The 21,613-nt window shown below is 69.7% G+C and carries 13 protein-coding genes and 6 pseudogenes; 8 read left to right on the forward strand and 11 right to left on the reverse strand.

Annotated elements, in window-relative coordinates; translation table 11 throughout:
• Positions 1 to 251 precede the first annotated feature (251 nt).
• From ubiB to OJJOAM_RS06670, 11 genes and pseudogenes are all read right to left on the reverse strand, one after another.
• On the reverse strand, positions 252 to 1,826 hold the full coding sequence (gene ubiB, locus OJJOAM_RS06620; RefSeq protein ID WP_422649270.1) for a ubiquinone biosynthesis regulatory protein kinase UbiB: 1,575 nt from the start codon (positions 1,824 to 1,826) through the stop codon (positions 252 to 254).
• A 115-nt stretch (positions 1,827 to 1,941) separates the two neighbouring features.
• Entirely contained in the window at positions 1,942 to 2,661 is a 720-nt protein-coding gene (locus OJJOAM_RS06625) for a ubiquinone biosynthesis accessory factor UbiJ (RefSeq protein WP_422649271.1), read from the reverse strand.
• A 171-nt stretch (positions 2,662 to 2,832) separates the two neighbouring features.
• Entirely contained in the window at positions 2,833 to 3,828 is a 996-nt protein-coding gene (locus OJJOAM_RS06630) for a Tim44 domain-containing protein (protein ID WP_422649272.1), read from the reverse strand.
• A 43-nt stretch (positions 3,829 to 3,871) separates the two neighbouring features.
• Positions 3,872 to 4,603: a bifunctional demethylmenaquinone methyltransferase/2-methoxy-6-polyprenyl-1,4-benzoquinol methylase UbiE gene (ubiE, locus tag OJJOAM_RS06635; RefSeq protein ID WP_422649273.1), complete on the reverse strand. Its 732-nt coding sequence runs from the start codon at positions 4,601 to 4,603 to the stop codon at positions 3,872 to 3,874.
• Between the two features lie 46 nt (positions 4,604 to 4,649).
• Complete coding sequence (locus OJJOAM_RS06640; RefSeq protein WP_149320275.1) at positions 4,650 to 5,069, reverse strand: gamma-butyrobetaine hydroxylase-like domain-containing protein; 420 nt, start codon at positions 5,067 to 5,069, stop codon at positions 4,650 to 4,652.
• 61 nt (positions 5,070 to 5,130) lie between these two features.
• Positions 5,131 to 7,062 (reverse strand): ABC transporter ATP-binding protein/permease, encoded by a 1,932-nt coding sequence (locus OJJOAM_RS06645; RefSeq protein WP_422649274.1) that lies wholly within the window; start codon positions 7,060 to 7,062, stop codon positions 5,131 to 5,133.
• 252 nt (positions 7,063 to 7,314) lie between these two features.
• Complete coding sequence (locus OJJOAM_RS06650; protein WP_422649275.1) at positions 7,315 to 7,773, reverse strand: HIT family protein; 459 nt, start codon at positions 7,771 to 7,773, stop codon at positions 7,315 to 7,317.
• Positions 7,774 to 7,783: 10 nt separating this feature from the next.
• Positions 7,784 to 10,492, reverse strand: coding sequence for a DUF3400 domain-containing protein (locus OJJOAM_RS06655; protein ID WP_422649521.1), 2,709 nt, complete (start codon positions 10,490 to 10,492; stop codon positions 7,784 to 7,786).
• Between the two features lie 313 nt (positions 10,493 to 10,805).
• Positions 10,806 to 11,153, reverse strand: a pseudogene (locus OJJOAM_RS06660) (FAD-binding protein); the annotation flags it as partial.
• A complete protein-coding gene (locus OJJOAM_RS06665) occupies positions 11,114 to 11,653 on the reverse strand; it encodes a DUF3683 domain-containing protein (protein WP_422649276.1) in 540 nt (179 codons plus the stop codon). The pseudogene OJJOAM_RS06660 and the gene OJJOAM_RS06665, both read right to left, overlap by 40 nt.
• 262 nt (positions 11,654 to 11,915) lie before the next feature.
• Positions 11,916 to 12,494 (reverse strand): YqaA family protein, encoded by a 579-nt coding sequence (locus tag OJJOAM_RS06670; protein WP_422649277.1) that lies wholly within the window; start codon positions 12,492 to 12,494, stop codon positions 11,916 to 11,918.
• A gap of 408 nt (positions 12,495 to 12,902) precedes the next feature.
• Between OJJOAM_RS06670 and OJJOAM_RS06675 the strand changes: the two genes are divergently transcribed.
• The 8 genes and pseudogenes from OJJOAM_RS06675 to OJJOAM_RS06710 form a co-directional block, all read left to right on the forward strand.
• Entirely contained in the window at positions 12,903 to 13,499 is a 597-nt protein-coding gene (locus tag OJJOAM_RS06675) for a (2Fe-2S)-binding protein (protein ID WP_422649278.1), read from the forward strand.
• Positions 13,500 to 13,512: 13 nt separating this feature from the next.
• Positions 13,513 to 15,882: pseudogene (locus OJJOAM_RS06680) on the forward strand (xanthine dehydrogenase family protein molybdopterin-binding subunit); the annotation flags it as partial.
• A gap of 128 nt (positions 15,883 to 16,010) precedes the next feature.
• Positions 16,011 to 16,905 (forward strand): annotated as a pseudogene (locus OJJOAM_RS06685) (FAD binding domain-containing protein).
• 164 nt (positions 16,906 to 17,069) lie between these two features.
• Positions 17,070 to 17,948, forward strand: a pseudogene (locus OJJOAM_RS06690) (AAA family ATPase); the annotation flags it as partial.
• Between the two features lie 145 nt (positions 17,949 to 18,093).
• The gene (locus OJJOAM_RS06695; RefSeq protein ID WP_422649522.1) at positions 18,094 to 19,419 is read left to right on the forward strand and encodes a vWA domain-containing protein; all 1,326 of its coding nucleotides are present in this window, start codon (positions 18,094 to 18,096) and stop codon (positions 19,417 to 19,419) included.
• The gene (locus OJJOAM_RS06700) at positions 19,410 to 20,009 is read left to right on the forward strand and encodes a CoxG family protein (RefSeq protein WP_422649279.1); all 600 of its coding nucleotides are present in this window, start codon (positions 19,410 to 19,412) and stop codon (positions 20,007 to 20,009) included. The genes OJJOAM_RS06695 and OJJOAM_RS06700 overlap by 10 nt, the downstream gene beginning before the upstream one ends.
• Positions 19,982 to 21,011, forward strand: a pseudogene (locus OJJOAM_RS06705) (XdhC family protein). Before OJJOAM_RS06700 ends, OJJOAM_RS06705 begins: the two are co-directional and overlap by 28 nt.
• A gap of 80 nt (positions 21,012 to 21,091) precedes the next feature.
• Positions 21,092 to 21,601: pseudogene (locus OJJOAM_RS06710) on the forward strand (nucleotidyltransferase family protein); the annotation flags it as partial.
• Between the last annotated feature and the right edge of the window lie 12 nt (positions 21,602 to 21,613).

Genomic DNA, 21,613 nt, shown 5'->3' on the forward strand with positions numbered 1-21,613 from the left:
TCGGGTGCCCTGGGAGGAGCACTGGCCTGCGGTCGTAGCCGAATCAAGACGCGGATTATAGCGATGCAAGCGACGATACAAGCCCGTTGTGCCAAAAAAATTGGCAGCCGGGCGGGGCATCGGCACGCACCGGGTCGGCGGCCGATATAGGCCAAGCCGTCGGCCAACGGCGGGTCAACGGCGGGCCACCATCGGGTCAACATCGGGCCAGCCGGCAGCCAGGCCAACCCCGGCCGACCCCGGCCAAACCCTCAACCGAACCAGTCCGCCAGCTGCGTCATCACCAGCGCGATGGTCACGGCGCCGCCCAGCAGCAGGCCGATCGCCAGCATCCGGTTGGTGCGGCGCTGCTCGACCACCAGCGCGGCCAGCAGGCGGTCCTGCTGGCTGTTGTTGACGAGCGCGCGGCGCTCCAGGAACTGGTGCGCCAGGCGCGGAAAGTCGGGCAGCATCTTGGCCCACTGCGGCGCCTCGACCTGGATGCGCTCCCACGCGCCGCGCCAGCCGACCTGCTCGTGCATCCAGCGCTCCAGGTAGGGCTTGGCGGTCTTCCACAGGTCCAGGTCCGGGTCCAGCTGGCGACCCAGCCCTTCGATGTTGAGCAGCGTCTTCTGCAGCAGCACCAGCTGCGGCTGGATCTCGACGTTGAAGCGGCGCGAGGTCTGGAACAGCCGCATCAGCACCATGCCCAGCGAGATCTCCTTCAGCGGCTTGTCGAAGTACGGCTCGCAGCAGGCGCGCACCGCGCTCTCGAGCTCCTCGACCCGGGTCTGCGGCGGCACCCAGCCCGATTCCACGTGCAGCAGCGCGACGCGGTGGTAGTCGCGGCGGAAGAAGGCGATGAAGTTCTGCGCCAGGTAGTTCTTGTCGAACTCGGACAGCGCGCCGACGATGCCGAAGTCCAGCGCGATATAGCGGCCGAAGGTCTCTGGCTGCACCGACACCAGGATGTTGCCCGGGTGCATGTCGGCGTGGAAGAAGCCGTCGCGGAACACCTGCGTGAAGAAGATCTCGACGCCCTCCTCCGCCAGCCGGTGCAGATCGACCCCGGCGGCCTTCAGCGATTCGGTGCGCGAGATCGGGATGCCGTGCATCCGCTCCATCACGAACACCTCGCTGCTGCAGAAGTCCCAGAACACTTCGGGCACGAGCAGCAGTTCGGTGTCCTGGAAGTTGCGGCGCAGCTGGCTGGCGTTGGCCGCCTCGATCATCAGGTCCAGCTCGTCGTGCAGGTACTTGTCGAACTCGGCGACCACCTCGCGCGGCTTGAGCCGCTTGCCGTCGGCCGAGACCCGCTCGATCCAGATCGCGACGTCGCGCATCAGCGCCAGGTCGCTGTCGATCACCGGCAGCATGCCGGGGCGCAGCACCTTGACCGCGACCTCGCGGCCGCGATGCGCTCCGGCCTTCAGCGTGGCGAAGTGCACCTGCGCGATCGACGCGCTGGCGACCGGCTGGTATTCGAAGGTCTCGAACAGCTGGGTCAGCGGCCGGCCCAGCGAGCGTTCGATGATGGCGACCGCGACGGCCGGATCGAACGGCGGCACCTGGTCCTGCAGCAGCGCCAGTTCATCGGCGATGTCGGCCGGCAGCAGGTCGCGCCGGGTCGACAGCACCTGGCCGAACTTGACGAAGATCGGCCCCAGCCGCGTCAGCGCCAGCCGCAGCCGCACGCCGCGCGGCACGGTATCGAGCCGGCGGCCGATGGTGATGACCCTGACCAGCAGGCGGATATGCCGGTTCTGGAAACCGGACAGCACCAGCTCGTCCAGGCCGTAATAGAAGATGACAAAGGCGATCTTGCAGAGGCGCAGGAAACGGGTCATGCAGGTCTTGTTGGTAAGCCGGCCGGATCGGGGCGCGCTGTTGCGCGTCCTTGCCGCCGGCGGGCGGGATTCTTGTCAGCGATTCCGCGGTGCCGCGGCAGCGCGGTTGGCCCGGTCAGCGATGCGCGGACGGCAGCCGGGCCGGGCCGCTGCCCGCGCCGGTACCGGCGCCAGTGCCGGCGTCCGTACGCGGGCCAGCGCCGGCGCCGCGCTCCAACCGCTCCAGCCGCTTCTCCAGTCGGGCCAGATCGTCGCGCAACACCGCTACATCGGCGCGGAAATCGTCCAGCGCGGCATGGCGGACCAGCGTCGGCTGTTCGTCCAGCAGGTATTCGGTCACGTTCTCCACCAGCGCCCGCCCGACCCGCAGCGCGCCGGCATGGGCCTGCTGCGCGCCGTCCACCAGCCGCTGCGCGACGCTGTCGCCGACGGTGCCGCCCATCACGGCACGCAAGGCCCGCGCCAGATCCTCCGCGGCATCCCAGCGCAGGCTGCGCGCCAGCGTCGATACGGTATTGGCCAGCTCGGCATCGCCCTCCAGGCGCACATGGCGCATCGCGGCGGCCTGCCCGCCGGCGGCGACGTCGGCCACCACCAGCGGCCATTGCTGCAGCGGCACGGTGATGGTCACCGCGGGCGGCGGCGCGTCGGCGGCGGCCAGCGCCACCAGGCCCTGCGCGTCGATCCGCAGGGCCATCGCGAAGGCGGCGGCATCGAAGCCGATCACGCGGCCGGCATAGGGCGTCAGCAGCTTGCGCGCCCACGGTTCCTGTTCCAGCAGATGATTGAGCGCGGCGACGATGGGGCCGGCCAGCGCGGAGGGAAGAGTGTTCATGGCGTGATGGGGCGGACCACGCCGGCCAGGCCGGCGCCAATGAAAAAGGCCCACGCGCGTTGGCGCGTGGGCCTCCATTCTAAGCCAGCGCCGGGCACATCACGCCGTGCCCGGGGGATTGGTTCAACCAGCGGTTCAACCGGTGGCTCAGCCGCGGACTCAGCCGCGGACTCAGGATTCCTGCTGGATCCCGGCCAGCACCCAGCCGCCGGCGCCGCTGGCCGGCTTGGCCAGGTTCCACACCTCGGCGAACGGCTGGGCTGCCTCGCCCTCGTTCTCGCGGATCATGCCGCTGAAGCGCACGCTCGCCACATGCTGGTTGTCGGTGGACTCGATGCCGAGCAGCGTCGCGTCCAGCGTCACCACGTCGGTGTGGTTGCCCTGCGCGCCGCGATCGCCCAGGTCCATCTTGATCTCGGCAAACATTTCCGGCGTGGTGAACTCGCGGATGTCGTCGAGATTGCCGGCATCCCAGGCGGCCTGCAGGCGCACGAAGTAGACCTTGGCGTTGCGCAGGAAGGCTTCGGTATCGAAGTCCGCCGGCACGCCCCAGGGCTGCACGCCCTGCGACTGTGCCGCCGCGGCCGGTTGCAGTGTCGCCTGGCCCGGCTGCGCCGAGGGCTGCAGCACGGGCTCGCGCATCATCGGCTCCTGGCCGCGGTCGAAGGCGCCGCGGTTCAGGTCGGTACGGCCGCCGGCCGAACCCGCCGAACCGGCGGCACCGGCGTAGGCCGGCTGCGGGCGCTTGGCGCCGCCGCGGAACTTGCGGATCAGCCAGATCGCGACCATGGCGAGCAGCGCGATCAGGATCACGTTGGACAGGAAGTTCAGCGCGGCGCCGCCCAGTCCGAAGTGCGACAGCAGCCAGCCGATACCCAGGCCGGCGGCGAGGCCGCCCAGCATGCCGCCCCAATTGCGGCGGGGCGCGGCGGCCGTCGCGGCACCGGCACCGGCGGTGGCCGGCGCGGCCTGCTGGGCCGGCTGCTGAGCCTGCTGCTGGGTCGGCGTCTGCTGCGGCGCCTGCTGGCGCTGCTGGGTCACATTGGACGACTGCTTGCCGAAGCTGCGGGAGCCGCCCATGCGCTTGGCTTCCGCATCGAACACCATCCCGAAGGCCAGCATGCCGGCCAGCGACCCCGCCAGGAATTTTCCGCGAATCGTGGACATGATTTGTTTATCCCCTTTTTATTGCGCCGCAACCGGCGCTGATTCAGTACTTACGGCCGACGTGCAAGGCGACCACGCCTGCCGTCAGGTTGAAGTATTCGACGTTCTCGAGGCCCGCTTGTTCCATCAACCGCACAAGCGAGCCCTGGTCGGGGTGCATGCGGATCGACTCTGCCAAATACCGGTAGCTGTGGGCGTCGCCGGCGACGCGCTGACCAAGCCACGGCAGCACCTTGAACGAATAGACATCGTACGCCTTTTCCAGCGGCTTCCAGACCTTGGAGAATTCCAGCACCATGACCTTGCCGCCGGGCTTGGTCACGCGCCGCATCTCGGCCAGCGCCCGGTCCTTGTGGGTCATGTTGCGCAGGCCGAAGGCCACGGTGACCAGGTCGAAATGGTTGTCCGGGAACGGGATCCGCTCGGCGTCGCACAGGCAGGTGGGAATCACGATGCCGTCGTTCAGCAGCCGGTCGCGGCCGACGCGCAGCATCGATTCGTTGATGTCGGTCAGCCAGACCTCGCCGGTCGGGCCGGCCTGGCGGGCGAAGGCCTTGGCCAGGTCGCCGGTACCGCCGGCGATGTCGAGCACCTTGTGGCCTGGCCGCACGCCGGCCTGGGCAATCGTGAACAGCTTCCACAGCCGGTGCATGCCGCCCGACATCAGGTCGTTCATCAGGTCGTACTTCGACGCGACCGAATGGAACACGCCGGCAACCTTGCCGGCCTTCTCGGTCTCGTCGACCTTCTCGAACCCGAAGTGGGTTTCGCTCATCGCTGGCTCCAGAAATCCAGGGGGGAGTCGGTGGGAACCGGCCGGCTCAGTGGTGGCCGCAGCCGTGGCCGTGCGCCGCGGCGGGCGGCATCGGCGTGTCGCGATCGGCGCCGGCGGCCTCGAGCCGCCGCAGGTAGTCCTGCCACAGCGCCTCCTGCTCGGCGCCGAGGCGGTACAGCAGATCCCAGGAATAGATGCCGCTGTCGTGGCCGTCGGAGAAGCGGATCAGGATCGCGTAGTTGCCGACCGGCTCGACCGCGGTCACGTTGACGTCGCGCTTGCCGGTCTGCAGCACTTCCTGGCCCGGGCCGTGGCCCTGCACCTCGGCGGACGGCGAATAGACCCGCAGGTATTCGAACGGCAGCCGGAAGCTGGCGCCATTGTCGAAGCCGATTTCCAGCACGCGCGATTGCGTATGGACCGTCAGCGCGGTGGGGTGCGGGGTATCTTTTTCCAGTCCTGCCATGATTGTCGGCGCCAGCCGTGTTGGCGCGAACCCGGGCCCCGGGTCGGGACTCACGCCGAGTTCACGCTTCTTGTACGACCCGATAGCTTACCGCACGCGACCCGCCTTGCCCATCTTCCAGCGCCGGACGGGGCACGCCGGCCTCGGCCTGCCGGCCATCGAGGGCCCCGGCATCGGCCTGCAAGGTCTCGCGCTCCGGCAGATAGCGCAGCCGTCGATTGTGGAACGCCGCGACCGTGCTGCGGTGCGCGATGCTGACGATCGCGGCGCCGGGCAGCGCGTCGACCATCAGCTGGTACATGGCCCGCTCGGTCTCCTCGTCCAGCGCGCTGGTCGCCTCGTCGAGGAACAGGAAATCGGGCTTGCACAGCAGCGCGCGCGCAAACGCCAGCCGCTGCTGCTCGCCGGGCGACAGCCGCAGCGCCCAGTTGTCGAACACGTCCAGCTGGTTGGCCAGCGCGCCGAGCTGGGCCTGGCGCAGCGCGTCGCGCAGCGCCTCGGCCGGATGCGCGTCGCCGGCCTGCGGATAGGCCAGCGCGTCGGCCAGCGTGCCGATCGGCAGATAGCTGCGCTGGGGCAGGAACAGCGTGCGCGACGCCGCGGGCATCGCCACCGAACCGCTGCCATATGGCCAGATCCCGGCCAGCGCGCGGAACAGCACGCTCTTGCCGCAGCCCGACGGGCCGGTCACCAGCCAGCGCTCGCCGCGCTGGATCGTCAGCGAGAATGCCGACACCAGCGGCCGCTTGACCACCGGCAGGCCCGGGCCGGACAGGACCGGAAGGGCCAGCGCCAGCGCGTCGATCTCGATGCGGTCGCGCCCGCCCGCGTGCGCGTCGCCGACGTTGACCTGGATGTCGTGCTCGCCGTCGTGCAGGCGCTCCTGCCGCTGGGCCTCGCGAATCGCCTGCTGGAAATCGATCAGGCGGTTCGACGCGGCCTTCCAGCCGACCAGCGTCGCGTAGTTGTCGACGAACCACGACAGCGCGCCCTGGACCTGGCCGAAGGCGGTCGACATCTGCATCAGGCCGCCCAGCGTCATCTTGCCGGCAAAGTAGCGCGGCGCGGCCACCAGGATCGGGAAGATGATGGCGAACTGGCCGTAGCCCGAGCTGATGAAGGTCAGCCGCCGCGTATAGAACATCAGCTGGTTCCAGTTGATGCGGACCTGTTCGAAGCGCGCGCGCAGCCCGGCCTGCTCGGTGGGCTCGCCGCGATAGAGCGCGACCGGCTCCGCGTTTTCGCGCAGCCGCACCAGCGAGAAACGGAAGTTCGCCTCGTATTGCTCCTGCTGGAAGTTCAGGCCGATCAGCGGGCGGCCGATCCAGTGCGTCAGCAGCGAGCCCACTACCGCGTAGCCGCCGGCGAACCAGACCATATAGCCGGGGATCGTCATTGTCGTGCCGCCCAGCGCGAAGCTGATCGGCCCGGACACCGCCCACAGGATGCCGACGAAGGACACCAGCGTGACCACCGAATTGAGCAGGCCGAGCGACAGCGACAGCGCGCCGTCGGTAAACAGCCGCAGGTCGTCGGCCAGCCGCTGGTCGGGGTTGTCGGTGGCGTGGGTCTGCTCGATGCGGTAATAGGCCTGCCAGGCCAGCCACTTGCCGAGGAACTGGTTGGTCATCCAGGTCCGCCAGCGCATCTGCAGCATCATCGTGTAGTACTGGCGGAAGATCGCGGCGACGATGAAGCAGGCCGCGATCATGCTGAACCGCAGCAGCAGCTCCTTGAACGAGGCGTAGTCGCGCTGCTCCAGCGCGTTGTAGAACACGCGGTTCCACTCGTTGAGCAGCACGTTGATGTAGACGATGCCCAGGTTCAGCGCGACCAGCAGCAGCAACAGCCCGAGCCCGGCCTTGCGGTCCTCGGATTTCCAGTAGGGCTTGATCAGCGCCCAGGTCGCGCGAAAGCGCAGGCGGCTCTGGATCTGCAGCTCGCGGGCCGGAACGGCCGGACCGGGCACGGTAGCGGTGGTGGGCGTGGACATGAAGTCGGCTCGGCGAAGGGAAAAGCGGGAGCGGCGGAATTGGCGGAAACGGCGTCATCCGCCTATCCAGCCGGAACAGGCATCAGACGGCGCCCGCCCCGGCCGGGTTCCGCGCCCGCGGGGCAGACATCCCTATTGAGCGCATTGGCGGCGCGTCGGGTTGACGGCCGGGTTGACGGCCGGGTTGACGGCCGGGTTGACGACCGGAGCGACCGGAGCGCGATGCGGGATCGGCGTCAGTCGGGATCGGCGTCAGTCGGCGCGCAACGCGGCCAGCGCCGCGCGCAAGGCCGGCAGCCGCGCCTGCAGCGCCTCGACGCGCCCGGCGTCGCGCTCGCGCTGCGGCGCGGCCCAGACCGCCTCTGGGAAGTGGGTGTCCCAGCGATAGCGCGGGATGATGTGCCAGTGCAGGTGCGGCACCATGTTGCCGAAGGCGGCCAGGTTGACCTTGTCGGGCGCCATCGCGTCGCGCACGGTGCGTTCGACGCGGGCCACCAGCCGCATCAGCCAGGCCTGATCCGCCTCGGACAGATCGGTCTGCTCGGCCACGTGGTCCTGCCAGACCACGCGGCAGAAGCCGGGAAAGCGCTCGTGCTCGACCAGGATCACGCGGGCACGCCGGCCCGGGTCCTGCCAGGCCAGCTCGCCGCCCTCGCCTTCGCAAAGCGGGCAGCCCGCGACGCGGGCCGCGCCCTGCTCGGCCGCGCTCATGGCCGGGTCCTCACACCAGGACCCGCTCGATGCCGCCCGCGTTGGCCGCGGCGACGTAGTCGGGCATCCAGTTCTCGCCCAGCAGATGGCGCGCCATCTCGACCACGATGTAGTCGGCCTGCACCGAGGCGTCCTCGTTGTAGCGCGACAGGCCCTGCAGGCACGACGGGCAGCTGGTCAGGATCTTGACGTCGCCGTCGAAGCCGTCGGCGCGCAGCTTGCCGGCGCCCTTGCGCATTTCCTCTTCCTTGCGGAAGCGGACCTGCGTCGACACGTCCGGACGGGTGACCGCCAGCGTGCCCGACTCCCCGCAGCAGCGCTCGTTCTTCTCGATGTTGCCGGCCTCGCCGTTGCCGCCCATCAGCTGGTTGACCAGCCGGGTCGGGTCCATCGTCTTGATCGGCGTGTGGCAGGGGTCGTGGTACATGTAGCGCGACCCGGTCACGCCCTCGAGCTTGACGCCCTTTTCCAGCAGGTATTCGTGGATATCGATGATGCGGCAGCCCGGGAAGATCTTCTCGAATTCATAGCCGGCGAGCTGGTCGTAGCAGGTGCCGCAGCTGACCACCACCGTCTTGATGTCGAGGTAGTTCAGCGTATTGGCGACCCGGTGGAACAGCACGCGGTTGTCGGTGACGATCTTCTCGGCCTTGTCGAACTGGCCGGTGCCGCGCTGCGGATAGCCGCAGCACAGATAGCCCGGCGGCAGCACGGTCTGCACGCCGACGTGCCACAGCATCGCCTGCGTGGCCAGACCCACCTGCGAGAACAGCCGCTCCGAGCCGCAGCCCGGGAAGTAGAACACCGCCTCGCTCTCGACCGAGGTGGCCTTCGGATTGCGGATGATCGGCACGATCTCGTTGTCTTCGATATCGAGCAGCGCCCGCGCTGTCTTCTTGGGCAGGTTGCCCGGCATCTTCTTGTTGACGAAGTGGATCACCTGCTCGCGCACCGGCGGCTTGCCGACCGTCGCGGGCGGATGCGCGGTCTGCTTGCGCGCCAGCGTCTTCATCAGCTCGTTGCCGGCGCGCTGGGCCTTGTAGCCCCAGTCCATCATGACCTTGCGGGTCATGTTGATGGTCTGCGGATTGGTCGCGTTCAGGAAGAACATCGCCGCCGCGGTGCCGGGGTTGAACTTCTTCTGCCCCATCTTGCGCAGCAGGTTGCGCATGTTCATCGACACGTCGCCGAAGTCGATCTTGACCGGGCACGGCGTCACGCACTTGTGGCAGACCGTGCAGTGGTCGGCCACGTCCGAGAACTCGTCCCAGTGCTTGATCGACACGCCGCGGCGGGTCTGCTCCTCGTACAGGAAGGCCTCGATCAGCAGCGAGGTGGCCAGGATCTTGTTGCGCGGGCTGTACAGCAGGTTGGCGCGCGGCACGTGCGTGGCGCACACCGGCTTGCACTTGCCGCAGCGCAGGCAGTCCTTGACGCTGTCGGCGATCGCGCCGATGTCGCTCTGCTGCATGATCAGCGACTCGTGCCCCATCAGGCCGAACGACGGCGTATAGGCATTGCGCAGGTCGGCGCCCGGCAGCAGCTTGCCCTTGTTGAAGCGGCCCTGCGGATCGACGCGCTGCTTGTACTGGCGGAAGTCGCCGATCTCTTCCTCGGTCAGGAATTCGAGCTTGGTGATGCCGATGCCGTGCTCGCCGGAAATCACGCCGTCGAGCGAGCGCGCCAGCGCCATGATGCGGGCGACCGCCTTGTGGGCGTCCTGCAGCATGTCGTAGTCGTCGGAGTTGACCGGGATGTTGGTGTGCACGTTGCCGTCGCCGGCGTGCATGTGCAGCGCGACGAAGACGCGGCCGCGCAGCACCTGCTTGTGGATCTTCTGCGCCTCGTCGAGGATCGGCTTGAACTCGCCGCCGTTGAAGATCTTGCGCAGCTCGGCGCGCAGCTCGTTCTTCCACGATACGCGGATGGTGCGGTCCTGCAGCAGGTGGAACACCGCGGCATCCGGCTGCTGCGCCAGGCGCGCCTCGAAAGCCTGGCCCAGCAGGCCCAGGCCATGACCGATCAGCGCGGCGCGCGCCTGCGTCAGCGGCGTGTCGAGGTTGTCGCGCAGGTACATCCAGCGCGCGCGCACGTCGCGCAGCAGCGTCAGCGCCTGCTGCACGCGGTCCTCCAGCAGTTCGGCGCTGGGGATTTCGTTGGCGTCGTCGCTGCGGCCCAGCGGCAGGTTGCCGCGCGCGAAGAAGCTCTCCAGCTCGTCGGCGAGCTTGAGCTTGTTCTTGATCGACAGCTCGATATTGATGCGCTCGATGCCGTCGGTGTATTCGCCCATCCGGTTCAGCGGAATCACCACGTCTTCGTTGATCTTGAAGGCGTTGGTGTGGCGGGCGATGGCGGCGGTGCGCGAACGGTCGAGCCAGAACTTCTTGCGCGCCTCGGGGCTGATCGCGACGAAGCCCTCGCCGCTCTTGCCGTTGGCCATGCGGATGACTTCCGAGGTGGCGCGCGCGACCGCGTTCTCGTCGTCGCCGACGATGTCGCCGATCAGCACCATCTTCGGGAAGGCGTTGCGCTTGCTCTTGGTGGCGTAGCCGACCGCGCGCAGATAGCGCTCGTCCAGATGCTCGAGGCCGGCGAGGATCGCGCCGCCCGGCGTCTTCGATTCGATATCGAGGAAGTCCTTGATCTCGACGATGCTCGGGATCGCGTCGCGCGCCTGGCCGAAGAACTCCAGGCAGACCGTGCGGATATGGCGCGGCATCCGATGCAGGATCCAGCGCGCGCTGGTGATGATGCCGTCGCAGCCTTCCTTCTGCACGCCCGGCAGGCCGGCCAGGAACTTGTCGGTGACGTCCTTGCCCAGCCCTTCCTTGCGGAACTTGCGGCCCTCGATCGCCAGCGTCTCGCTGCGCAGCAGCTTCTCGCCCGGGGGCGCGATTGCCGTCGAACCACTTGAGCTCGAAGGTGGCCACCGGCACGTCGTGGATCTTGCCCAGGTTGTGGTCCAGGCGCGTGACCTCGAGCCAGTTGCCCTCCGGATCCACCATGCGCCACCAGGCCAGGTTGTCCAGCGCGGTGCCCCACAGCACGGCCTTCTTGCCGCCGGCGTTCATCGCGACGTTGCCGCCGATGCACGAGGCGTCGATCGAGGTCGGGTCGACCGCGAAGACGAGGCCCGCCTTGTCGGCCGCATCGGCGACGCGGCGCGTCACCACGCCGGCGCCGGAGAAGATCGTCGCGACCTTGCCCTGCACGCCCGGCAGGTCGGTCTCCTCGACCGGACCCAGCTGTTCGAGCTTTTCCGTATTGATCACCGCCGACAGCGGCGTCAGCGGCACGGCGCCGCCGGTATAGCCGGTGCCGCCTCCGCGCGGAATGATGGTCAGGCCCAGTTCGAAGCAGCCCTTGACCAGCCCGGCGATCTCTTCCTCGCTGTCGGGGGGTCAGCACCACGAACGGATATTCGACGCGCCAGTCGGTGGCGTCGGTCACGTGCGACACGCGCGAGAGCCCGTCGAACTTGATGTTGTCTTTCTGCGTGACGCGGCCCAGCACGCGCAGCGCGCTTGCGCAGGTCGTAGGCGTCGGTGAACTCGCGCTTGAATTCCTCGATGGCCTGCCGGGCGAAGGTGACCAGCTGCTCGACCCGGTGCGAGCGGTCCTCGGCGGCCGGCTCGGCATGCTCGGCCCGATCGGCGGCGCGGCGCTTCTCGATCTCGGCGAGCCGGTGGTGCAGCGCGGAGATCAGCATCTCGCGGCGCTTCGGGTTCTCCAGCAGGTCGTCCTGCAGATACGGATTGCGGCGGACCACCCAGATGTCGCCCAGCACCTCGTAGAGCATCCGCGCCGAACGGCCGGTGCGGCGCTCGCCCCGCAGCTCGTCCAGGATCCGCCAGGCCTCCTCGCCCAGCAGGCGGATCACGATCTCGCGGTCGGAAAAGGAGGTGTAGTTATAGGGGGATCTCGCGCAGGCGCGGAGGGGCGTCCTGCGCGGCGAGCTTGGCGTCGAGCACGAGTGGGGCATTCATGGGCGGGACCGCGGCATGCGGCGCACGGGGACGGTGCGCCTGTCGTCAACTAAAGCGCGATTGTACTGCAACGCCCCGTTTTGCCGCGGCGCAGCAATTCCATACCCGCGCTGGGGCGATGGGCAAGCCGGGCCGCCGCCCGGCGGTGGCCCGGTTCTAGAACCACGCCCGCATGGTGTCGCCCACCCGCTGCCAGAAACTGTCCGGAATCCACAGCAGCGCGCTGGTCATCGCCAGATAGCGCAGCAGCTTGCCGATCGCCATGTAACCCAGGCTCGGCCAGAACGGCAGGCGCAGCCAACCGGCCAATGTGCATAAAGGATCACCAAGCATCGGCAGCCACGACAGCAGCAGCGTCTTCGGGCCGAGCCGCCGCATCCAGCGGAAGTAGCGCGCGTCCAGCGGCGGCTTGCGCGGCTTGCGCGGATGCTTGCGGTGCTCGGCATGCTCGCGCTCGTGCTCGCGGTGCTGGCGCCGCAAGTGGTAGCGCACCAGCGCCAGCTTGGCGGCATAGCCCAGCCACCAGTCGATCGCGCCCCCGAGCGTGTTGCCGGCGGTGGCCACCAGCAGCGCGGGCCAGTACATGTCCGGATTGAGCTTGATATAGCCGAATACCGCGGGCTCCGAGCCGACCGGCAGCAGCGTCGCCGACAGCAGGCTGACGAGAAAGATCGCGCTCAGTCCCACCTTGGGCAGCGCGGCGGTGTCAAACAGCCAGTCGATCAGGCCTTCCATCGATGAATGCGGTGGTTCGGTGCAGGGTTCGAAGAGGGGTACGGTGGCCGTCGGCGACAAGGTCATGCCGGACCTGCCCCGCCCACGCGGCCGGCCATTCTAGCAAGCGCCGAACGGGGCAACCCGCATGGCACACCCCAGGGATTTGTGATTTACTGTTAGAGCCTTTTCGGCCCGAACGTTCACCGGCCGATGGGCCGCGACGGATCGCCCGTCGCCCGGATTGACCGCTGCATCGTTAGCTGCATCGTTGCTGTAACACTCGCTGCACCACCATCACGAAATAGCCGCGTTCCAACAAGCGGCAGCACCGCGCCGTAGCCTGTTCCGGGCAGTCATCGCGCATTTTCGGGATACACGCGGGATGTCCGGGGCCGGCCATGTGCGTCCACCCACATGGAGACCAGCATGGCGATTCCGATCCGCCTGACCGTCAACGGCAAGACCGTCGACGCCCAGGTCGAACCCCACACCCTTCTCGTCCAATTCCTGCGTGAACAGCTGCGCCTGACCGGCACCCATGTCGGCTGCGACACCGCGCAATGCGGCGCCTGCACCGTGCATCTGGACGGGCGGGCGGTGAAGTCGTGCAACCTGCTGGCGGTGCAGGCGGACGGTAGCCAGGTGACCACCATCGAGGGGCTGGCCCCCGACGGCGAACTGCATCCGATGCAGGCCGCCTTCCGCGACTGCCACGGCCTGCAATGCGGCTTCTGCACGCCCGGCATGGTGATGAGCGCGACCGCGCTGGTGCAGGAGCACCCGAACGCGGACGCCGCGACGATCCGCGCGCATCTGGACGGCAACCTGTGCCGCTGCACCGGCTATCACAACATCGTACGCGCGGTGCAGCAGGGCCAGGCCGCGATGGCCGGCGCCGCTGCATCGGCCAACGCATCGGCCACGGCATCGGCCACGGCATCGGCCACGGCATCGGCCACGGCATCGGCCACGGCATCGGCCACGGCATCGGCCAACGCAGCGGCCACCGCAGCTGCCGAGTAAGGAGGAGCCCGCCATGAACGCACCCGAAACGCCACGGCTGGTCGGCGCCTCCGTCAAGCGCAAGGAAGACTACCGCTACCTGACCGGCATCGGCCAGTACACCGACGACATCGTGCAGCCGCAGCAGAGCTACGGCTATTTCGTCCGCTCCCCCTACGCGCATGCGCGCATCCGTTCGATCGACACGCGCGAGGCGATGGCCTCGCCCGGCGTGATCGGCGTCTTCACCGGCGAGGACATGGCGGCCGACAAGGTCGGCGGCCTGCCCTGCGGCTGGCTGATCCACAGCATCGACGGCTCGCCGATGAAGGAGCCCCCGCATCCGGTGCTGGCCCAGGGCAAGGTCCGCCATGTCGGCGACCAGGTCGCGCTGGTGGTGGCCGAGACGCTGCAACAGGCGCGCGACGCCGCCGAGAAGATCGAGGTCGATTACGAGGAGCTGCCGGCGGTGGTGCGCACCGCCGACGCGACCTCGGCCAGCGCGCTGGTGCACGACGACGTGCCGGCCAACACCTGCTACGTCTGGGGCCACGGCGACCGCGCCGCCACCGATGCGGCGTTTGCCAAGGCCGCGCACGTGACCACGCTGGAGATCGTCAACAACCGGCTGGTGCCGAACGCGATCGAGCCGCGCGCGGTCAACGCCAGCTACAACCGCATGGACGACAGCTATACGCTGTACGTCGCCAGCCAGAACCCGCACGTCGAGCGGCTGCTGATGGGCGCCTTCGTGCTGGGCCTGCCGGAATCGCGGCTGCGCGTGATCGCGCCCGACGTGGGCGGCGGCTTCGGCTCGAAGATCTTCCTGTATCCGGAGGACGTCGCGCTGACCTGGGCCTCGAAGAAGGTCAGGCGGCCGATCAAGTGGACCGCCGAGCGTTCGGAGTCCTTCCTGACCGACGCCCACGGCCGCGACCATGTCACGCGCGCCGAGCTGGCGCTCGATGCCGACGGCAAGTTCCTGGCGATGCGGGTCCACACGACCGCCAACATGGGCGCCTACCTGTCGACCTTCGCCTCCAGCGTGCCGACCATCCTGTACGCGACGCTGCTGGCCGGCCAGTACGCGACCCCGGCGATCTACGCAGAGGTCACCGCGGTGTTCACCAATACCGCGCCGGTCGACGCCTATCGCGGCGCGGGCCGGCCCGAGGCGACCTATGTGGTCGAGCGCCTGGTCGAAACCGCGGCGCGCGAGCTCGGCATCGATCCGGCCGAACTGCGCCGCCGCAATTTCATCCGCAGCTTCCCCTATGCCACGCCGGTTGGCCTGACCTACGACACCGGCGACTACGAGCCCTGCCTGCAGCGCGCGCAGGAACTGGCCGACGTGGCCGGCTTCCCGGCGCGCCGCGACGAAGCCCAGCGCCGGGGCAAGCTGCGCGGTCTCGGCTATTCCTGCTACATCGAGGCATGCGGGCTGGCGCCGTCGAATATCGCCGGGGCGCTCGGCGCCCGCGCGGGCCTGTTCGAGGTCGGCGAGATCCGCGTCCATCCGACCGGCACCGTGACCGTCTTCACCGGCTCGCACAGCCACGGGCAGGGCCACGAGACCACCTTCGCGCAGGTGGTGGCCGACCGGCTCGGCATTACGCTCGACGCGGTCGAGGTGGTGCACGGCGACACCGGCCGCGTGCCGTTCGGCATGGGGACCTACGGCTCGCGGTCGCTGGCGGTGGGCGGCTCGGCCATCGTCAAGGCGCTCGACAAGATCGAGGCCAAGGCCAAGCAGATCGCCGCGCACCTGCTCGAAGCGTCGGCCGACGACATCGAGTTCAGCAACGGCGTGTTCCGCGTGGCCGGCACCGACCGCAGCAAGACCTTCGGCGAGGTCGCGCTGTCGGCCTATGTGCCGCACAACTACCCGCTCGACCGGCTGGAGCCGGGCCTGAACGAGAACGCGTTCTACGACCCGACCAACTTCACCTATCCGTCGGGCGCCTATGTCTGCGAGGTCGAGGTCGATCCGGACACCGGCGAGGCCCAGGTGGTCAAGTTCACCGCGGTCGACGACTTCGGCAACATCATCAATCCGATGATCGTCGAGGGGCAGGTGCACGGCGGCATCGGCCAGGGGCTGGGGCAGGCGATGCTCGAGCAGTGCGTCTACGACGGTGACAGCGGCCAGCTGCTGACCGGCTCGTACATGGACTACGCGATGCCGCGCGCGGGCGATCTGCCCGACTTCACCGTCGAGACCGCGCAGGGCACGCCGTGCACGCACAACCCGCTGGGCGTCAAGGGCTGCGGCGAGGCCGGCGCGATCGGCTCGCCGCCGGCCTTCATCAACGCGCTGATCGACGCGCTGTCGCCGCTGGGCGTGCGCGACCTGCAGATGCCCGCCACCCCGCACCGGGTCTGGCAGGCGATCCACGCGGCCAGGCAGGGCGGCGGCGCGCAGGGGGCTGGCGTCGGCCAGACCGCGAACCAGGCCGCGAACCAGGCCGCGAACCAGACCACCGGCCAGACCGCCACCGCGGCCCGGACCATCTGACGCGCGAGGAGACTTCCATGTACGCATTCGAGTTCCAACGCGCGACCGATGCCCAGGCCGCGGCCGCGCTGCTGCGCAGCGACCCCGACGCGAAGATCGTGGCGGGCGGGCAGAGCCTGATCGCCGCGATGAAGCTGCGGCTGGCCGCGCCCTCGACGCTGGTCGATATCAACCGCATTCCCGGCATCCGCGACATCCGCGTCGAGGGCGACACGCTGGTGATCGGCGCCGGCGCGCGGCACGCCGATGTCGGGGCGCACCCCGAGGTCAAACGCCGGCTGCCGGCGCTGGCCGCGCTGGCCGGCGGCATCGGCGACCGCCAGGTGCGCGCGCTCGGCACGCTGGGCGGCTCGATCGCCAACAACGATCCGGCCGCCTGCTATCCGGCAGCGGTGCTCGGCCTGAACGCCACCGTGGTGACCGACCGGCGCAGCATCGCCGCCGACGATTTCTTCGTCGGCATGTACGAGACCGCGCTCGAGCCGGACGAGCTGATCACCGCGGTGCGCTTCCCCCTGTCCGCGGCAGGCGGCCTACGTCAAGTTCCGCAACCCGGCCTCGCGCTTTGCGCTGGTCGGCGTGATGGTGGCGCGTGGCGTCGGCGGCGGCGCTGCGAACGGCAGCGGCGGTGGCAACGGTGGTAGCGGTGGCAACGGTGGTAGCGGTGGCAACGGCGGCGACGTGCGCGTTGCCGTGACCGGCGCGGCCGACGCGGTGTTCCGCTGCGAGCCGCTGGAGCGGGCGCTGTCGGCCGACTTCAGCGCGGCGGCCGCCCGCGCGGTGACGATCCCGGCCGAGGGCCTGAACGACGACCTGCATGGGTCCGCCGAGTACCGGGCGCATCTGATTCCGGTGCTGGCGGCGCGCGCGGTCGAGCAGGCGCTGGGGCAGTCGTCCACGCCATCGCCCTGAAGCGGGGCGGCGGGCCGTGAAGCGGAGCGGCGGGCCGTGAAGCACAGCGGCTCGTCGTCCGTCGTCCCGCCGCAGTCTTCCCCCTGCGAACCTGATTTCGTTGATCAGCGCGCCGCCCGCCTGCCAGCCATAGCCATCGCCAGCCATCGCCCGACCTCGCCTTCATGCTGCCCGATTCGATCGACCAGACCCTGACGCTGCTCCAGCGCGAGCAATATTTCGCCGACCGCGAGACCGCGACCGTGCTGTTCCTCGCGCTGAAGATGCAGCGCCCGTTGTTCCTGGAAGGCGAACCCGGCGTCGGCAAGACCGCGCTGGCGCAGGCGATCGCCGCGGGCCTTGGCACCAGGCTGTTGCGCCTGCAGTGCTACGAAGGGCTCGACGCCGCCAGCGCGCTGTACGAATGGGACTATCCGCGCCAGATCATGGCGCTGCGGCTGGCCGAGGCGCGCGGCGAGCGGCCCGAGGCGCAATCGCTGTACCGCGACGAATACCTGCTCAAGCGCCCGCTGCTGGAGGCGCTGCTGCCCGACCCGGCCGCGCCCGACGCCCCGCGCGTGCTGCTGATCGACGAGATCGACCGCGCCGACGAACCGTTCGAGGCCTTCCTGCTCGAGGTGCTGTCCGAATACCAGGTCTCGATCCCGGAGATCGGCCGCATCGCCGCGCAACGCCCGCCGCTGATCGTGATCACGTCGAACCGCACGCGCGAGGTGCACGACGCGCTCAAGCGCCGCTGCCTCTATCGCTGGATCGGCTATCCCGAGCGCCAGCGCGAACTCGACATCGTCGCCGCCCGCGCGCCCGAGGCCGCGGCCGCCTTGCAGACACAGGCGATCGACTTCGTGCACCGGCTGCGCGGCATCGATCTGTTCAAGGCGCCCGGCATCGCCGAGGCGATCGACTGGTGCCGCGCGCTGGCCGCGCTGGGCGTGACGGAGCTCGATCCCGATTCGGTGCGCGACACGCTCGGGGTCCTGCTCAAGTACCAGGACGATCTCGCGCGCGTCGACGGGCCGACGGTAGCCGAACTGCTGGCCGGCACGCCGACGGAGCCGGCCGGGGGAGCGCTGAATGACGCCGCGCCAGCCAGCCGACGCCACTTCGCCGGTGCCTCGCCCGGCGAGGGCACCGGAGGCGCCGATCGCGCCGATCGCGCCGGCCACGCCGGACCCGCCTGAACAGCCGATCACGCCGGTCGCGCCGGCGGCGCTGCCGGTGCCGCCGCCCCGGCCCGTGCTGGCCCGCAATATCACCCATTTCGTCCGGCTGCTGCGCGCGGCCGGCCTGCCGCTGTCGCCGGCGCAGGCCGTCGACGCACTGCAGGCGCTGCGGCATGTCGACCTGGGCCGGCGCGACGAGGTGCGCGCCACGCTGGCGGCGCTGATGCTGTCCGGCCCCGATCAACGCCCGCTGTTCGACGCCGCCTTCGACCTGTTCTGGCGCGACCCCGACTGGGAGGGCAAGCTGCGCGCGCTGCTGCTGCCGCGCGTCGAGGCCGGCGCGCCGCCGCCCCGCCGCAGCAACCGTCTCGCCGATGCGCTGGCCGCGCGCGAGCCGCCCGCCGCGCAACCCGCACCGGTGCCCTCGCCGGCCGAAGAGCGCATCGGCGCGGTGCTGACCTTCTCGGCGCAGGAGCGGCTGGCGCAGCGCGACTTCGACACGCTGTCGGCCGACGAATGGCGCGCGCTGCAGCACCTGATCCGTTCGCGCCGCACGCATCTGGCCACCGAGCGCACGCGCCGGCTGCGCGCCGCGACCCACGGCACCCATGCCGACCTGCGCGCCAGCGCGCGCCTGGCGGTGCGCCAGCACGGCGAATGGATGCGCTGGAAGTACCGCCGCCACGCCGAGCGCCGCCCGCCGCTCGTGCTGCTGCTCGATATCTCGGGATCGATGAGCCAGTATTCGCGCGCGGTGCTGTACTTCTGCCATGCCTTGATGCAATCGCGCGAGCGGCTGTCGGTGTTCCTGTTCGGCACGCGGCTGACCAATATCAGCCGAGCGCTGCGCGAGCGCGATCCCGACGACGCGGTCGAGGCCATCTCGCAGCAGGTGCGCGACTGGGCCGGCGGCACGCGCATCGGCGCCGCGCTGGCGACCTTCAACCGCCAGTGGGCGCGCCGCACGCTGGGCGGCCGCGCCACCGTGCTGCTGGTCACCGACGGCCTCGATCACGAACGGATCGACCTGCTTGGCGACGAGATGGCACGGCTGCGGCGTTTCGCCCATCGCATCGTCTGGCTGAACCCGCTGCTGCGCTACGCGGGCTTCACGCCGCAGGCGCGCGGCGTGCAGGCGATCCTGCCGCATGTCGACGCGCTGCGCCCCGCCCACAATCTGGCGAGCCTGTTTGCGCTGGAGTCGCTGCTGGCGGCACCACCTTCCGCACCACATTCCGCACCGAATTCCGCACCGCATGCCGCACCGCCTGCCGCGGCCCGCAAGCGCCCCGGTCCGGCCACGGCCTGGCGAGCCGCCAACGACAAGGAGAACCCCGCACCATGGAAATGACCCAAACCCACCGGCTGCCGGTGCCGCAGCAGGTCGCCTGGGAGGCGTTGAACGACACGGCCCTGCTCCAGCATTGCATTCCGGGATGTGAGAGTATCGAGCCCGATGGCGACAACGCCTATCTGCTCAGCATGACGGCCGCGGTCGGCCCGGTGAAGGCGAAGTTCAAGGGCCGGATGGCGCTGCAGGACATCCAGGCGCCGGACAGCTATACGATCGCGTTCGACGGCCAGGGCGGCGCGGCCGGCTTCGGCAAGGGCACCGCGAAGGTGCGGCTGGACCCCGACGGCGACGAGACCGTGCTGTCGTACACGGTGCAGGCGCAGGTCGGCGGCAAGATCGCGCAGATCGGCTCGCGGCTGGTCGACGGCGCCGCGCGCAAGATGGCGGACACCTTCTTCACGCGCTTTTCGGAGGCGGTCAGCGGCGGCCAGCAGCCGGCCGACGGACAGGCGGGCGAAGGCGCGGGCGGTGAACCTTTGGCGGGCGAATCGAACCAAGCCACTGCCGCCGGCGAACCGGCTGACAATCAGGCAGGCGAACAAACCAAACGGAAGCGATCATGGACAGCGTGGATCTCGAAGTCCTGAAAAGCAGCGTGCGCTGGACCGCCGAGGGCCACCGCACGCTGCTGGTCACGGTGGTCAGGACCTGGGGCTCGTCGCCCCGCCCCGAGGGCGCGATGCTGGCGGTGCGCGACGACGGGCTGGTGGTCGGCTCGGTGTCGGGCGGCTGCATCGAGGACGACATCATCGACAGGGTGCGGCGCGAGGGCATCGCGGCCCGCGCGCCCGAGGCGATCAAGTACGGCATCAGCGCCGAGGAGGCGCACCGCTTCGGCCTGCCCTGCGGCGGCACGATCGAGCTGGTGGCCGAGCCGGTGAGCGCCGACAGCGGGCTGGCCGAGCTGCTCGACGCGGTCGAGAACGGCAGGCTGGTGACCCGCACGCTCGACATGCAGACCGGCAAGGCCACGCTGGGGCCTGCCGAGGCCACCGACGGCCTGACCTTCGACGGCCGCACGCTGGCCACGATCCACGGGCCGCGCTACCGGATGCTGGTGATCGGCGCCGGCCAGCTGTCGAAGTACCTGTGCCAGATCGCGGTCGGCCTCGGCTTCCAGGTCACCGTCTGCGATCCGCGCGAGGAATACACCGAGACCTGGGACATTCCCGGCGTCACCATGGTGCGCACCATGCCCGACGACACCGTGATCGAGATGAAGCTGGACGAGCGCTGCGCGGTGATCGCGCTGACGCACGACCCCAAGCTCGACGATCTCGCGTTGATGGAGGCGCTGCGCACGCGCGCCTTCTATGTCGGCGCGCTGGGCTCGCGCCGCAACAACCAGGCGCGGCGCGAGCGCTTGAAGGAATTCGATCTGAACGACGCGCAGCTGGCGCGGCTGCACGGGCCGGTCGGCATCTATATCGGCAGCCGCACGCCGCCCGAGATCGCGATCTCGATCCTGGCCGAGGTGGTGGCGGCGAAGAACCATGTGTCGCTGCCCGACATCCTGCAGGTCGAGGGGGGCCAAGGCCGCGCGCGAGCTGGCCGCCAACGAGGCGAGCGCATGCAGTCCGGGCCGCTGATCGATTCCGATCTGCCGGCCGGCATCCTGCTGGCCGCCGGCTACGGCCGCCGCTTCGACGCGAGCGGCACACGCAACAAGCTGCTGCAGACGCTGCCGGACGGACGCACGGTGGCCTGGCACAGCGCCCGCACGCTGGCCACCGCGCTGCCCGGCGCGATCGCCGTGGTGCGGCCGGGACAGCCGGAACTGGAGCGGGAACTGAGCGAGGGTGGCTGCAAGGTGGTGGCCGCGGCGCGCGCCGAGGCCGGCATGGGTGCCGCGCTGGCGGCGGCGGTCGCGGCCCGCGAACAGGCGGCCGGCTGGCTGGTGGCGCTGGCCGACATGCCGTGGCTGCCGGTCGAACTGGTGCGGGCGGTGGCGCTGAGCATCGTCACGCCGGAGGCCAGCGCCGAAGCGATTGCCGCGCCGTGGCGCGAAGGCCGGCGCGGCCACCCGGTGGCGTTCGGCCGCGCCTGGCGCGACGCGCTGCTGCGGCTGGACGGCGACGAGGGCGCGCGGGCGCTGCTGCAGGGCCGGGCGGTGACACGGATTCTGACCGACCACGACGGCGCGTTCCGCGATATCGATACGCCCGAGGACTTGAGCTGAGACTTGAGCTGA

Source organism: Cupriavidus sp. H18C1, from assembly GCF_049311595.1.
Lineage (GTDB): Bacteria > Pseudomonadota > Gammaproteobacteria > Burkholderiales > Burkholderiaceae > Cupriavidus > Cupriavidus cauae.